11 protein-coding genes are annotated in these 15,147 nt (G+C 50.9%); 3 read left to right on the top strand and 8 right to left on the bottom strand.

The features are described 5' to 3' along the window. The first annotated feature begins 66 nt into the window (after positions 1-66). Positions 67-999 (top strand): restriction endonuclease, encoded by a 933-nt coding sequence (locus RS889_RS19525; RefSeq protein WP_315708438.1) that lies wholly within the window; start codon positions 67-69, stop codon positions 997-999. 480 nt (positions 1,000-1,479) lie between these two features. Here the strand turns inward: RS889_RS19525 and gcvP are convergent, their stop codons facing one another. From gcvP to gcvT, 3 genes are all read right to left on the bottom strand, one after another. After that, the gene (gene gcvP / locus RS889_RS19530) at positions 1,480-4,353 is read right to left on the bottom strand and encodes an aminomethyl-transferring glycine dehydrogenase (RefSeq protein WP_315708439.1); all 2,874 of its coding nucleotides are present in this window, start codon (positions 4,351-4,353) and stop codon (positions 1,480-1,482) included. Between the two features lie 80 nt (positions 4,354-4,433). After that, the gene (gene gcvH / locus RS889_RS19535; RefSeq protein WP_315708440.1) at positions 4,434-4,826 is read right to left on the bottom strand and encodes a glycine cleavage system protein GcvH; all 393 of its coding nucleotides are present in this window, start codon (positions 4,824-4,826) and stop codon (positions 4,434-4,436) included. Positions 4,827-4,859: 33 nt separating this feature from the next. Continuing rightward, on the bottom strand, positions 4,860-5,960 hold the full coding sequence (gcvT, locus tag RS889_RS19540; protein WP_315708441.1) for a glycine cleavage system aminomethyltransferase GcvT: 1,101 nt from the start codon (positions 5,958-5,960) through the stop codon (positions 4,860-4,862). Positions 5,961-6,878: 918 nt separating this feature from the next. On the opposite strand from gcvT, the gene fucO reads away from it, so the two are divergent. After that, positions 6,879-8,030: a lactaldehyde reductase gene (gene fucO, locus RS889_RS19545; RefSeq protein WP_315708442.1), complete on the top strand. Its 1,152-nt coding sequence runs from the start codon at positions 6,879-6,881 to the stop codon at positions 8,028-8,030. Between the two features lie 135 nt (positions 8,031-8,165). On the opposite strand, the gene alsS is transcribed toward fucO, so the two are convergent. Beyond that, positions 8,166-9,953 (bottom strand): acetolactate synthase AlsS, encoded by a 1,788-nt coding sequence (gene alsS / locus RS889_RS19550; RefSeq protein ID WP_425475090.1) that lies wholly within the window; start codon positions 9,951-9,953, stop codon positions 8,166-8,168. 53 nt (positions 9,954-10,006) lie between these two features. Then, positions 10,007-10,789: an acetolactate decarboxylase gene (gene budA / locus RS889_RS19555; RefSeq protein WP_021014420.1), complete on the bottom strand. Its 783-nt coding sequence runs from the start codon at positions 10,787-10,789 to the stop codon at positions 10,007-10,009. Positions 10,790-10,905: 116 nt separating this feature from the next. Here budA and RS889_RS19560 point away from each other — a divergent pair, with 116 nt between their 5' ends. Next, positions 10,906-11,799, top strand: a complete 894-nt coding sequence (locus RS889_RS19560) for a LysR family transcriptional regulator (RefSeq protein ID WP_315708443.1) — start codon at positions 10,906-10,908, stop codon at positions 11,797-11,799. Positions 11,800-11,980: 181 nt separating this feature from the next. On the opposite strand, the gene RS889_RS19565 is transcribed toward RS889_RS19560, so the two are convergent. From RS889_RS19565 to RS889_RS19575, 3 genes are read right to left on the bottom strand one after another with little or no spacing between them, the layout of a single operon-like run. Next, on the bottom strand, positions 11,981-13,399 hold the full coding sequence (locus RS889_RS19565) for a gamma-aminobutyraldehyde dehydrogenase (RefSeq protein ID WP_315708444.1): 1,419 nt from the start codon (positions 13,397-13,399) through the stop codon (positions 11,981-11,983). A 13-nt stretch (positions 13,400-13,412) separates the two neighbouring features. Further along, on the bottom strand, positions 13,413-14,219 hold the full coding sequence (locus RS889_RS19570) for an ABC transporter permease (RefSeq protein WP_315708445.1): 807 nt from the start codon (positions 14,217-14,219) through the stop codon (positions 13,413-13,415). Then, positions 14,209-15,141 (bottom strand): ABC transporter permease, encoded by a 933-nt coding sequence (locus RS889_RS19575; protein WP_173861220.1) that lies wholly within the window; start codon positions 15,139-15,141, stop codon positions 14,209-14,211. The genes RS889_RS19570 and RS889_RS19575 overlap by 11 nt, the downstream gene beginning before the upstream one ends. Positions 15,142-15,147 lie beyond the last annotated feature (6 nt).

The following is a 15,147-nucleotide window of genomic DNA, read 5'->3' on the forward strand; positions in this document are numbered from 1 at the left end:
ACGACCTTACAGATTTACAATGTTGACTGAAAACACCTGACACCTTCACAGAAAAAAGGACTGGACGTGATACCAAGTTACCAGCAATTTATGCAGCCTTTTCTTGAGATTGCCCATAATGCTCGTGGACAGGAAGTTAAACTGCGAGATGTTATCAATCAGCTTGCAAACCAGTTTGGTTTAACTGAAGAAGAGCGTGTTGAAACCCTGCCTAGTGGCAAACAACCGGTACTCGATAATCGTGTTGGGTGGGCCAAAACCTATTTGATCAAAGCAGGGATGCTAGATTCGCCCCGCAGAGCTCACTTTATCATCACTTCTCGTGGTATCGATGCACTGAAAGACCCCAACGTAGAGATCAATAACGACTACTTAAAGCAATTTGATGAATTTGTGGCCTTTAAGCAAAAAAGTAATGAGATAGAACTTCAGCCAACACAAATCTATGAACCCGGAATTGATACCGAGAGCGATATCACACCTGATGAAGCGTTGTTAAATGCATATAAACGTATTAACGAAGCTCTGGCTGAAGAAATGCTTTCTCGCACCAGAAAAGTATCCCCCGCGTTTTTTGAAACGCTGCTAATCGAGCTTTTACTTGCCATGGGCTATGGCGGTAGTGGCGAAGGCGCGGCCCAAGCATTAGGAAAATCTGGCGATAACGGTATTGATGGTGTAATTAACCAAGACCCGTTAGGCGTTGACCAAATATACATACAAGCCAAACGCTATGCCGAAAGCAATAACATTAGTGCCAGCGATATCCGCGACTTTTTTGGCGCATTGAACCTTAAAAAAGCACAGAAAGGGATTTTCATTACTACGTCAGATTTCACACCATCAGCAGTACAAACCGCCAAAGATCTATCTACGCGTATTGTACTAATTAATGGCGAAGAATTAGCCAAACTCATGTTGCGTTACAACATCGGCAGCCGTGATGAGCAGGTACTACACATGAAGAAAATTGACGAAGAGTTTTTTGAGGCCAGTTAAATGAGTCAAACGGAAGCACAAACCGGGGCAGAGTTAATTGATACACTATTGGCAATTTCCGGCTGAAATGTCAACGTTCCTACTCAGGTCGTCGAAGAGTTCGACATTCTCACGCAAGCGCTCAGGGAGTAAAAAAAACCGCACAGGTAGTGCTCTGGTTGATGCCCATATGCGAGATCAGGCCATGCTGAGAACGTGCTGTTTTTGGTTGACCGCTACAATTGCAAGAGATCAAACCCACCGCTAATAATGAAGTCCTGAAGCAATTTATCGACTTTCATGTTGACCTTGAATACCGAAATACAGATATGCCACCATGATGATACTTCTCTACTGACCTTTTTGATTTCGCAAACCCACATTGAGGCAGACACAAATTAAAACAAAAAAAGCGAACCTCTCGGTTCGCTTTTTCAGCTTTGGCATTTAACGACTTAGTTAATCACAGACTTAATTAACCGCCGTTAAATCTACTCGCTGTTACTCATAGTCGCTCATTGGTACACAGGAGCAGAACAGGTTACGGTCGCCATAAACGTCATCCAGACGCTTCACCGACGGCCAGTATTTGTGGCTCTGTCCAGCCGGGAATACCGCCAGTTCACGGCTGTATGTGTGTTGCCAGTCACCAGTCAGTTCGGTTTGCGTATGCGGCGCGTTAACCAACGGGTTGTCATCCAGTGGCCATTCGCCACTGACTACACGCTCAACTTCTTCCCGAATCGCCAGCATGGCGTCAATAAAGCGGTCCAGCTCAGCCTGGCTTTCAGACTCCGTAGGTTCAATCATCAACGTCCCTGCCACCGGGAATGACATGGTTGGAGCATGGAAACCGTAGTCGATCAAGCGTTTGGCAATATCCATCTCACTGATACCACTACTCTCCTTCAGCGGACGAATATCCAGAATACATTCATGCGCCACGCGTCCGCCATGGCCGGTGTACAACACGGGATAAGCCTCGTTCAGCCGGGCTGCCACGTAGTTGGCATTCAGAATCGCCACCTGACTGGCCTGCTTCAATCCTTCCGCGCCCATCATGCGAATATACATCCAGCTGATCGGCAGAATTGACGCACTGCCAAACGGCGCGGCAGAAACGGCGCCTTGCTGCGTCAGCATGCCATCCATTGTTACCACGGTATGGCCCGGAACGAACGGGGCCAGATGGGCTTTCACACCAATCGGTCCCATGCCCGGCCCACCGCCGCCATGCGGAATACAGAAGGTTTTATGCAAGTTGAGATGCGATACATCAGCACCGATGTAGCCCGGTGTGGTAATGCCGACCTGGGCGTTCATGTTGGCGCCATCCAGATACACCTGACCGCCATACTGATGCACAATCTGACATACTTCACGGATGGTTTCTTCATACACACCATGAGTAGACGGATACGTCACCATAATGCAGGCAAGATGATCATCCGCCTGCTGGGCTTTTTCCCGTAGATCGTGCAGATCGATATTGCCCTGTTTGTCACAGGCCACCACCACCACGTCCATTCCCGCCATATGTGCAGAAGCCGGGTTGGTGCCGTGGGCTGAACTGGGGATTAAACAGATGGTACGCGCCGCGTCGTTACGACTTTCATGATAGCGACGAATCGCCAGCATACCGGCATATTCACCCTGCGCCCCGGAGTTCGGCTGCATGCAAATGGCGTCATAGCCAGTCAACTGTACCAACCAGCCGGAAAGCTGTTCGATCAACTGACGATATCCCAGCGCCTGCTCTGGTGGGCAGAATGGATGCAGTTCGGCAAATTCCGGCCAGGTAATCGGCAGCATTTCTGCTACCGCGTTAAGTTTCATAGTGCAGGAACCCAACGGGATCATCGCCTGATTCAGCGCCAGATCCTTGCTCTCCAGACGATGCAGATAACGCATCATTTCGGTTTCGCTGTGGTAACGGTTGAAAACCGGATGGGTCAGGATGGCGTCATTCCGCCATAACGCTGCGGGAATAGACGCTGACTGAGCGCTGACGGCGGCATCGAGTGTATCAATGTTCAACCCGTGATTATCACCCAACAGAACGGCAAACAGCGTTAATACGTCATCACGGCTGGTGGCTTCATCCAACGCGATACCCACCGCACCGTTCAGATCACTGCGTAAATTGATGCCAAAATGTTGCGCCCGACTCAACACCGCGGCTTTATCAGCCACGTCAACGGTAATGGTGTCAAACCAGGTTTGATGACGCAGCGCCAAACCACGTTGTTGCAAGCCATAAGCCAGAATATCCGTCAGGCGATGAATACGCTGGGCAATCCGCGCCAACCCTTCAGGACCATGATAAACCGCATACATTCCGGCGATGTTCGCCAGCAATACCTGCGATGTACAAATGTTGGAGTTGGCCTTTTCACGGCGGATATGCTGTTCGCGGGTCTGCATCGCCATGCGCAGCGCCGTATTACCGGCGGCATCACGGGACACACCAATGAGTCGTCCCGGCATGGCGCGTTTGTATTCGTCATTGCAGGCAAAAAATGCCGCATGCGGACCGCCGTATCCCATTGGTACGCCAAAACGCTGGGCCGAACCAAACACCATATCGGCGCCTTGTTTGCCTGGTGCGGCCAACAACACCAGCGCCATGATATCGGCAGCCATACAACTGATAACCTTTCGTTTTTTCAGATCGGCCATCAGCGCGCTGTAATCATGCAGTTCGCCGGTCGTCCCACACTGCTGTAACAGCACACCAAACACATCTTCATGTTCCAGCGCATCCTGCGCCTTGCCGGTGACAACGTCAAAACCCAATGTCCGGGCGCGGGTGCGCACCACATCCAACGTCTGCGGATGCACATCATCCGCTACAAAAAAGCAGTTTGCCTGCTTGAGTTTGCTGACGCGCTTAGCCATTGCCATCGCTTCTGCCGCCGCAGTCGCTTCATCCAGCAATGAGGCCGAGGCCAGATCCAGGCCAGTCAGGTCTTGAGTCACCTGTTGGAAATTCAGCAACGCTTCCAGTCGTCCTTGCGACACTTCCGGTTGATACGGCGTATAAGCGGTATACCAACCTGGATTTTCCAGCACATTACGCAGAATCACCGGTGGCATCAGTACAGCGTGATAGCCCATTCCGATGTAGCTTTTGTAACGTTGATTGCGGCCAGCGATAGCTTTCAGCTCTGCCAGTGCCTGATGTTCCGTTACCGCCTCTCCCACCGCAGGCGGGCTGGGTAACTGAATATCAATAGGGACAATCTGCCGGGTAAGTGCATCCAGTGACTCGGCACCGATAGTCGCCAGCATCTGTTGCTGCTGGCTGACAGATGGGCCGATATGACGACCAACAAAAGCGCTGTCGTGTTCAAGTTGACTGAGAGTCTGGGTCATGACGGGAATTTCCTGCATCAAACAAAATCAAACGGGCACAATAAAACGCCCCGGTTCGTCTGGCGTCCGGGGCGTTGCGATTATTCGTCTTCTTCTAACAATAGCTGATATTCATTGGCATCAAGCAGTTCATTCAGTTCAGACTCATCAGCCGCTTTGATGCGGAACAGCCAACCATCACTATAAGGTGCGCTGTTAACCAGTTCGGGGGTACTTTCCAACGCGTCGTTGATTGCCACAATCTCACCGCTGATCGGCGCATAAATATCCGATGCGGCTTTCACCGATTCCGCAACAGCACAATCTTCACCCACAGCGACGGTCGTTCCTATTTCAGGAAGATCGAGAAACACCATATCACCCAACAATTCCTGGGCGTGTTCCGTGATACCGACACTATAAATACCATCACCTTCCGCCATCACCCACTCGTGCGAAGTGGTATATTTTAACTCTGCCGGGACATTGCTCATTGCCACTCTCTCCTTCAATTCATCACAAAACGGTTAATACTGAACAATCGATTTTCCTGCGCGGACAAAATTCGGTTTGGTTACTCGCACGGAGACTTCTCGATTACGAATCTGAACAATCGCGTTTTCACCAATACCTGCGGGTACCCGCGCCAGCGCAATACTGACGCCCAACGTCGGCGAGAATGAACCACTGGTGATAACACCTTCCTGCATGACGCCGTGGGTATCGGTAAAGTGGACCGGCAGTTCATTGCGCAGCACGCCTTTTTCCGTCATGACCAACCCGACCAACTGCTCAGTGCCGGTAGCTCGCTGGAGCTCCAGTGCTTCACGGCCGATGAACTGACGATCTTCCGGCTGCCAGGCAATAGTCCATCCCATATTAGCGGCCAGTGGTGAAATACTTTCATCCATATCCTGACCATAGAGATTCATACCGGCTTCCAGACGTAGTGTGTCGCGCGCACCCAGTCCACAAGGTTTAACACCCACTGCCAACAACTGCTGCCAGGTGCTGACGACCTGTTCTTGTGGCAGAGCGATCTCATAGCCCGCTTCGCCAGTATAGCCCGTCGTGGCAATAAACCAGTCATCTGCCTGCACGCCAAAAAATGGCTTCATGCCTGCAACCTGCTGACGCTGTTTTTCCGTCAGTAAACCTTGTACTTTTTCCTGTGCCTGCGGCCCCTGAATGGCGATCAACGCCAGATCGTCGCGCACCTGAATATCAACCCCGAAAGACGTAGCATGCTCGCTGATCCAGGCCAGATCTTTGTCACGGGTGGCGGAGTTCACTACCAGACGGAAATAGTCTTCTGTCAGGAAATAAACGATCAAATCGTCAATCACGCCGCCAGAAGGCAGCAGCATAGCGCTATACAGCGCTTTACCCGGTTGGGTGAGTTTGGCAACATCGTTCGCCAGCAGATAGCGCAGAAATTCACGCGTGCGTGCACCGCGTAAATCGACAATGGTCATATGCGACACATCAAACATCCCGGCACTGTTGCGCACCGTATGATGTTCTTCTAACTGAGAACCATAATGCAGCGGCATCATCCAGCCGTGAAAATCCACCATTTTGGCCCCATCGGCCACATGCTGTTCATATAACGGAGTTTGCTTTGCCATCTTTTCCCTCTGCTTAGCTGCGCCTTAAAGAGATAAAACCACGACGCAAACGTTATCTATACACTGAACTTACCACCGAAATCGTTTCGCCACCACCGCCACAGTCATAAGTTAATTTATATAATAATGATGTTTTTTCATTGATTTCAATCATCCAATGTCAGTTAATAACACCATTAAAATTATAAAAATAAGAATTTAATACAGATTAAAAATAAATTAATCGATTATTTATAGTGATTTTTATTAAAAACACAGAATTTTAAATAAATCATATATATTGTTAAAGCATTATTTAAAGTAATGCGAAAAACAGGCAAAATTAGATTATTTCAGGCAAGCGTACTTCATTGTGATCAGCGAAGGCAGCATCGTGATTCGTACCATGAAAACCAGACTGAAACATCTGATCTGCTCGCAGACACTGCCGCTCCATCGTCTCCCGCTTTCTTCTTCTGACTGCCACCCACCTGCCGATAATGGCAATTGCCGGAAGGTAACCTCTGCGCGTAAATACCATACTATTTGTAGTGGTACCAATTGGTTAAATATCGACATAAACGGGTTGAGCACAGACATCAGGCGCCCCTCCAGGTGCCTTCCCTGCCTATCCCAGTCTAGTTAACTGGACCATTCTGTATACCGGGATCACAGGTCTTTATCTTGCTGCCCATAGGGTTTGATTTGCATCAATGCCAAACAAACTTCCTGACTTGCCAAAGCATTACAGGATTAGAGTCATTGATAGATTGCGTCTTTTTCACATATAGGCACGGGTCGGTGGAGACAACAACTTACCTCTGTCGGTATCACCGACCCATCACAACCCGCTGACACTGCCGACCCGGTCTCCATACAGTGGGGAATCGAATTTTTGAGTCTGAAAGTTTAAAAATCAAAACGTTAAGGAGATACACCATGACACATAGAATGATACTGAACGAGACATCGTACTTTGGTAGTGGCGCGATCGCGCACCTCGTCGAGGAAGTAACAAGGCGGAATTTCAAAAAAGCGTTAGTGGTTACCGACAAAGATCTGATCAAATACGGCGTAGTGGGTAACGTAACCACACTGCTGGACAATGCATCGTTACCTTATGAAATATATGATGAAGTCGTTCCCAACCCTACCATCAGCGTGGTGCAGAATGGGGTTGCGCACTTTAAGGCCAGCAAAGCGGATTATCTGATTGCCATTGGTGGTGGTTCACCACAGGATACCTGCAAAGCCATTGGCATTATTATCAATAACCCGGAATTTGCCGATGTCCGCAGTCTGGAAGGCGTGGCGGCAACCAAACGGCCCAGTGTGCCGATCTTTGCTATCCCTACCACATCGGGTACGGCAGCAGAAGTTACCATCAACTACGTTATCACTGATGAAGAAAAGCGACGGAAATTCGTCTGTGTGGATCCGCATGACATTCCCATCGTCGCCATTATTGACGCCGATATGATGACCAGCATGCCGGCCTCGCTGAAAGCGGCCACCGGTATTGACGCGTTGACTCACGCCATTGAGGGGTTTACCACCAAAGGCGCCTGGGAATTGACGGATATGATGCACATAAAGGCCATCGAAATTATCAGCCGTTCACTGCGTGATTCCGTGGCTGGCAAGGCTGAGGGGGTGGAAGAAATGGCGCTGGGGCAATATATCGCCGGCATGGGTTTCTCCAACGTCGGTCTGGGGTTGGTACACGGAATGGCCCACCCGCTGGGGGCGTTCTATAACACACCGCATGGTGTCGCCAACGCGATTCTACTGCCGCATATCATGGCCTGGAACGCCGACTATACCGGTGAGAAATTCCGCGCTATCGCAGTGGCAATGGGAGTGAAAAATGTACAGAACATGTCGATATCCAAAGCCAGGGAAGCCGCTATTCAAGCTGTGAAGCAACTGTCGCAGGATGTGGATATTCCCGCCCGTCTGCGCCAGGTTGGCGTGAAAGAAGAAGATATTCCGGCATTGGCACAAGCCGCCTTTGATGATGTCTGCACCGGTGGCAACCCACGCTCCACCAGTGTGGAAGAAATAAAAACGTTGTATCAGTCTATCTTCTGATATTGAGAAAAATGCGCGTCTTATACGGAGTAAGACGCGCCGTGCGATAAGTATTCTTGTTGATATAACGACAACCGGGAATGTCGCACTCAAAAGCCACAGTAACTGTAGCAGGTAGGTACTGAATGAGAAGGATCAGATAAGCTGACTGATATTCAGATTCTCCATCAGGTAATGGTTATCGGAATAATCCACCGGAATCGCAATCACCGCAGGCCCTTGCACATCCATCGCCTGCCACAGCTTACTTACCAGCTCGTCAGCGGACTCTACTGCAAATCCTTTGGCGCCAAAGGCTTCGGCATAAGCCTTGAAGTCAATCGGGCCAAATTTCACGCCTGACGAACGGTGATATTTTTTCTCTTCCTGAATCTCAACCATGTTGTAGGCGTTATCAACCCAGATAATATGCAGAATATTGCTCTGCAAACGTACCGCGGTTTCCAGTTCCATACTGGATTGCATAAAGCCACCATCACCCGATACCGAAACCACCTTCTGATGCGGATTCACCAGCGATGCGCCAATTGCCCAAGGCAGCGCCACCCCCATCGTTTGCTGACCATTAGTCATCAGAATCTGGCGCGCCCGGAAGCTATACAAATAACGCGCCAGCCAGATATGAAAACTGCCCATATCCACACACAACGTGACATCCTTATTGACCAAATCCTGCATCGCCCGTACCAACCGTAACGGATGGATAGCAAAGCCGCTCATATCGATGCCGCGTGCAGCCAACTGTTGGCGCAGTTGGGTACGCTCTTCCAGAATGGCTATTGATGACGACGAAAGATGCAGAGGGGAGTGAATATATTCATTAAGCATATCGATGGTGATACAGATATCGCCCACCAGCTCGATATCCGGGCGATACGCGGTATCAATTTCGGCCGGTAAAACATCAATATGTATCAGCGTTGCGTTACCACTGTTCCACAGTGATGGCGCATATTCAATCGGACTGTACCCCACGGTAATGATCAGATCTGCCTGCTGTAACAGCTTGTCTCCCGCCTGATTATTGAACAAGCCAACCCGCCCGGCAAAATGGTCGAAATGTTGCTGGTCAATGACCCCAGCAGCCTGATAGGTACTGGTCACTGGCAACTGACTGTGGTGCAACAGACGGCGTAACGCCTGTGCATTCTCAGGCCGACTCGCCATTAATCCCAGCAACAAAATCGGATTTTTCGCTTTTTCAATCATGCGAGCTACCCGTTCAACATTAACCGCGGGTGCGCTATTAAAAGTCGGCAAATGTGGATAAGCCAAAATCGGACCGGTCGCCGGGTCATTAATAATATCTTCCGGCAAACTGATAAACGCAGCACCGGGACGGCCAAATTCCGCCGCACGAAAAGCATTGGCGAGCACTTCAGAAATGGCAGACGATGCGGTGATTTCAGCGCTGAACTTGGTTACCGGATGGAACAGGCTAACCGTATCCAGACTCTGATGGGTGAGCTTCAGCCGATCCGCACGCTTAACCGCCCCGCCCATCGCCACCACCGGATCGCCTTCCGCCGTCGCCGTCGCCAGTCCCGTCACCAGATTGGAGCAGCCAGGACCTGATGTTACCACTGTCACCCCAGCTTTCCCGGTCAAACGTCCTATTGCCGCCGCCATAAAAGCGCCATTCGCCTCATGACGTACCGGGATAGTCTGGATGGTTGAATCAACCAATGCATCATAAACACGATCTATTTTAGCGCCAGGAATACCAAACACATACTTAACCCCTTGCTTTTCCAGGTGTTTGACTATCAACTCCGCACCACTGGACCAGTGTTGCGGCTCTCCGTTTGCTGGTTGATCCTGTTTTCGGGGTTGATCAATACCCTTTTGTTGGCCAACATTCATTGTTCTATCAATGGGTTGTTCTCTATCAGCAACTAACTGCTGGCCGCCGGTGTATTCCATGATGTTATCCTCTGCGATTCATTGTGCTTACTTTTCAGTACCTTGCCAGCGGGTTAGCTTTCAACGGAATGAATAGCGCTATCGAGATCTTCCGGGGATAAGTTGGCGCGCAGGAAATCCTTGTTCTGGGGGAGGTCTAGCACCAATTTGGTGATAGTTCCGAAGGTAAGAACACCTTCCTCCAGTTGGTAATCAAGGATGTGTCCGCCGCCCTGACGGTCATCGGTAATAAAGTGTTCGTGATAACCAGCGACATTAATCCCCTGAACATAGGCAGGACTACGGAAACCGATCACGCTGCCCCGGCAACGCTCAAAATTGAACATGGGTTGCTGGGCAATCGCTTCTAACATCGGTTTATAAGGGCGTTCCTGGCGAGGTACTGTGCGGGTTACAACATGGCTAAAACAGCCATCTATCCGCAGAGCACAAAACAGATTGTCAGTGTCGATAAAATCGTCAATACGACGATGAAGATCATCACGGCTGATTTTCTGATCAAAGTGCATTTTTTCTGTTGGTCTAAAAAAAGTCATTACTGCAAAGGGCGTCTTTTGATAAGGCGTGGCAGCACGGGCACTACCGTCTGAACGAAGCTGGAAAATATGACTATTGAAGGCCACCAGCTCACCATCCAGATGGTTAAATGTTCCTAATCCAAAATCACCCTGTTGCAGCAGCTCCTTCATGGTTTTACTTCCTTCATAAACCCCATTAATAAGTCCACTCATTAATGATGTTTGATAAACAACGCTCTCCGGGTGGAGACTATGCTGATGGGACACAAAACTGGTGAGCTCGTCCACACAAGGATCAGCCCAGTTGAAATCTTTCATATCCCTTTTCTCCCGATCACGTTAACTTAAATTTATTTAATGATTAACTTGAATATTGGCGCGATGGTCACCAAAGTTCCAATATAGAGATGTGGCTATTTGGAGATCGAAAAAATATGGAACTACGTTACCTGCGCTATTTTGTTGCCGTGGCTTCAACGCACCATTTCACCCGGGCAGCAGAAATCCTGGGGATATCTCAGCCGCCGTTGAGCCAACAGATTCAAAAACTGGAACGGGAAATCGGGACACCGCTATTCAAACGGCTGACGCGAGGAGTAGAAATGACCGAAGCGGGTGAGGCGTTTTATCAGGATGCCAACCATATTCTGCAACTGACCGACTCAGCCATCGACCGGGTACGCAGTATCGCCCGGGGAGAAAGCGGATCAATTAATGTCGGTTTTTCCTGCGCTGTGACTTTTCATCCGTTGATATTGATGCTACTGCGCCGCTACCGCCAACACTTTCCCAGTGTTAAGTTGCAACCGAGAGAAGAGCATATTCAGCAGATTCTTGAGAGTCTGAGGAACCGGAATACCGATATCGCTTTCGTTCGGCTTCCCTGTGACATTGGCGAAGAGTTTGATGGCGAGATACTGACTGATGAACCCATGCAGTTGGTGTTGCCTGATAACCATCCACTTAGTAAACAAACACAGATCCAACTGAGTAACCTCAATCAGGAACCACTGATTATTTTCCCACGGGAACTCAGCCCCAGCCTGTATGACATGACTATCCGTGCCTGCTATCTCGGTGGCTATGAACCCAAAATCAATCCACTAGCGCCCCATATCACCGCAACTATCAGCATGGTTGCCAGCGGGTTTGGCGTGAGTTTCATTCCAAAATCGCTGTCATGCATTCAGACGGGTAATGTGTCATATCATGAGGTCGACACCCCACACCTGACCACACAAATTGCCGCTATATGGCGTGCTCATGAACGCTCAGCGGCCATCATGAATATGGTGCAGTTATTGCGCCAACTGGCACCACATCACTAACGACATCATCTGCCTACCCCCTGCACGCGGAACATTTGCTCTCACAGGTGGGTTTATCGGCACGGGAAACCAGGCATGACTGAAATACTGTGAGTTATATAAATTAAAATCAGGTTGGTGAGTCATTGCCTTGAAAATAGGCAACAGGGCTGCGTGGCAACCCGCAACCCTGTTGATGGAATCAGTGCTTAATCATGACATGGCGGATCGTGGTGTAATCTTCCAACCCGTACATCGACATGTCTTTGCCATAACCGGATTGTTTCTGCCCACCGTGTGGCATTTCGCTGACCAGCATGAAATGCGTATTCACCCATGTACAGCCATATTGCAAACGTGCGCTCAGACGGTGCGCATGGCCGATGTTTTGTGTCCACACTGACGATGCCAGCCCGTAATTTGACGCATTCGCCCAGTCCAGCACCTGTTCTTCAGTGTCGAATTCGGTCACACTGACCACTGGCCCGAACACTTCGCGCTGCACGATCTCATCGTCCTGATGTGCGCCGGCCAACAACGTTGGCTGAAAGTAATACCCTTCACCAGAAACCCGAGCCCCACCCGCCACCACCTGAATATGTGGTAACTGTTTTGCTCGTTGCACAAAACCTTCGACGCGTTCTAAATGCGCGGCCGACACCAGTGGTCCCATTTCGCTACTCTCGTCAGTGCCCAATTTAATGGTCGAAACCGCGTCGCCGAGCGCAGATACCAGACGCTCATACACGCCTTTTTGTGCGTAGATACGGCACGCGGCGGTGCAATCCTGGCCAGCGTTATAGAAGCCGAAAGCCCGTATGCCTTCCACTACCTGCTCAATATCCGCATCGTCGAAAACAATGACTGGCGCTTTGCCGCCGAGCTCCATGTGCGTGCGTTTGATGCCGCTGGTGGCCTGCGCCACAATCTTTTCGCCAGTCGCCACTGAGCCGGTCAGCGAAATCATCCGGACTTTATCGTGGTGCGTCAGCGTATTGCCAACTGTTTTCCCATCGCCGAACAGCACATTCAACACGCCCGCAGGAAACAGATCCTGCGCCAGTTCACCCAGTTTCAGCGCGGTCAGCGGCGTGATTTCAGAAGGTTTGATCACCACGCAATTCCCGGCCGCCAGCGCGGGTGCGATTTTCCATGCAACCATCATCAGCGGGTAATTCCACGGCGCGATAGACGCCACCACGCCCAATGGGTCACGGCGGATCATTGATGTGTGCCCGGCCAGATATTCACCGCTGGCTAAACCATTCAGACAACGGCTGGCACCGGCGAAGAAACGAAAAACATCCACTACCGCCGGAATTTCATCGTTTAACGCCAGATGATAAGGTTTCCCGCAGTTCAGAGACTCCAGTTTTGCCAGCGTTTCGGCGTTGGCTTCGAGGCGAGCAGCCAGCGCCAGCAGCAGCTCAGCACGGGTTTTCGGCGTAGTTTGCCCCCAGGCGGTAAACGCCGTATGCGCCTGATCGACCGCCTGTGTGGTTTGCTGTTCGCTAGCCTGCGCCAGACGCACAATCTCCTGCCCCGTATGCGGGTTGAAAACTGGCAATGACTCCCCTTCACCGGCAACCAGCTCACCATTAATCAACATGTTAGTTTGCATCGTTGTTTCCTTATTATTTTCCGTCACCGGCCACATCCGACCCGTTTCTTGTGAGATACCATGCCCCCAAAATCGGGAACATGGTCAGCACCATCAGGCACAGCGCCACTACGTTAGTGACCGGCACATCGCGCGGCCGCCCCAGCTGATTGAGCAGCCAGATAGGTAAGGTGCGCTCGTGACCGGCAGTGAACGTCGTGACAATGATTTCATCGAAAGACAGCGCAAACGCCAGCATCCCCCCCGCCAACAGCGCCGTGCTGAGATTGGGCAAAATGATGTAGCGGAAGGTCTGCCAACCGTCTGCCCCCAAATCCATCGAGGCTTCGATCAGGCTGTGGGTAATACGGCGGAAACGGGCGATGACGTTGTTGTACACAATCACCATGCAAAACGTAGCGTGGCCGATGACAATCGTCAGCATACCCGGCTCGATTTGCGCGGCGTGAAAGGCGTTGAGCAGTGCCAGCCCGGTAATAATTCCAGGCAGGGCAATCGGCAACATGAACAACAGCGTGATACTGTTCTTGCCGTAGAAATCACGACGGTACAGTGCCGCCGCCGCCAGCGTGCCCAGCACCATGGCAATAATTGTGGCGTAACAGGCGATTTGCACCGAAAGCCAGGCCGCGTCGAGAATGTCATGGCGCCCGGCCGCCACGCTGAACCAGTGCAGCGTGAAGCCCTTGGGCGGGAAACTGAAAGCCGCATCTTCAGTATTAAAGGCATACACCGCGATGATAAACAGCGGGAAATGCAGGAATACCAGCCCGCCCCACGCGGACAATTTTAATAACCAGGGTGCGCGTTTAGAGTGCATCGAAAGCCCCCAATCGTTTAACCAGCGACAGATAGATGGCAATCAGCACGATGGGCACTAGCGTAAAGGCGGCCGCCATCGGCATATTGCCAATCGACCCCTGTTCCGAATAGACCATATTGCCGATGTAATACCCCGGCGGCCCCACCAGTTGCGGGATAATATAATCGCCCAGCGTCAGCGAAAAGGTGAAGATCGAACCGGCCGCAATACCCGGCACTGCCAGCGGGAAAATCACATAACGCAGCGTCTGCCACGGCCTCGCGCCTAAGTCTTCCGACGCCTGAATCATCGACGGCGGCAGGCGTTCCAGCGCTGCCTGAATTGGCAGGATCATAAACGGCAGCCAGATATAGACGAACACCCAGAAGCGGCCTATTCCGGACGTCGAGAGCGTATTACCGCCAATGCCCGGCAAACTCAGCATGGCTGTCAGCAACGGTTCCAGCCCCAGATGCTCGAGGAACCATTGCAGCACGCCGCCTTTCGACAACAATAAAGTCCACGCATAGGCTTTGATGATGTAGCTAGCCCACATCGGCATCATGATGGCGATATAGAAAAACGCTTTCTTTTTGCCGGTAATGTAGCGCGCCATGTAATAGGCAATGGGAAATGCCAGCACGGCGCTGAAAAATGACACCAGCAGCGCCATCGTCACCGTGCGAGAAATAATGTCGGCATTGACCGGGTCAAACAGCGCGCGGATATTGGCAAAGGTCAGCGTCGAAGACACCGTCATGGTGAAATCGTCGAAGGTATAAAACCCCTGCCACAACAGCGCGAACAGAGAGCCTAAATAGATTGCGCCGAACCATAACAGCGGCGGCACCAGTAGCAACGCCAGATAAAATCCGGGGCGATGATGCAGAAATGTCACCAGCGCCCGGCCGCGCCGCGATCGCTTCTCATAAGAAGTCATGCTGAT

The organism is Brenneria uluponensis (assembly GCF_032395385.1).
Lineage (GTDB): Bacteria > Pseudomonadota > Gammaproteobacteria > Enterobacterales > Enterobacteriaceae > Prodigiosinella > Prodigiosinella aquatilis.

Bases quoted from the DNA above. Each gene is read 5' to 3' on its own strand.
- gcvT (WP_315708441.1), bottom strand. From the start codon at position 5,960: ATGGCAAAGCAAACTCCGTTATATGAACAGCATGTGGCCGATGGGGCC.
- RS889_RS19570 (WP_315708445.1), bottom strand. From the start codon at position 14,219: ATGCACTCTAAACGCGCACCCTGGTTATTAAAATTGTCCGCGTGGGGC.
- alsS (WP_425475090.1), bottom strand. From the start codon at position 9,953: ATGGAATACACCGGCGGCCAGCAGTTAGTTGCTGATAGAGAACAACCC.
- gcvH (WP_315708440.1), bottom strand. From the start codon at position 4,826: ATGAGCAATGTCCCGGCAGAGTTAAAATATACCACTTCGCACGAGTGG.
- budA (WP_021014420.1), bottom strand. From the start codon at position 10,789: ATGAAAGATTTCAACTGGGCTGATCCTTGTGTGGACGAGCTCACCAGT.
- RS889_RS19565 (WP_315708444.1), bottom strand. From the start codon at position 13,399: ATGCAAACTAACATGTTGATTAATGGTGAGCTGGTTGCCGGTGAAGGG.
- fucO (WP_315708442.1), top strand. From the start codon at position 6,879: ATGACACATAGAATGATACTGAACGAGACATCGTACTTTGGTAGTGGC.
- gcvP (WP_315708439.1), bottom strand. From the start codon at position 4,353: ATGACCCAGACTCTCAGTCAACTTGAACACGACAGCGCTTTTGTTGGT.
- RS889_RS19575 (WP_173861220.1), bottom strand. From the start codon at position 15,141: ATGACTTCTTATGAGAAGCGATCGCGGCGCGGCCGGGCGCTGGTGACA.
- RS889_RS19560 (WP_315708443.1), top strand. From the start codon at position 10,906: ATGGAACTACGTTACCTGCGCTATTTTGTTGCCGTGGCTTCAACGCAC.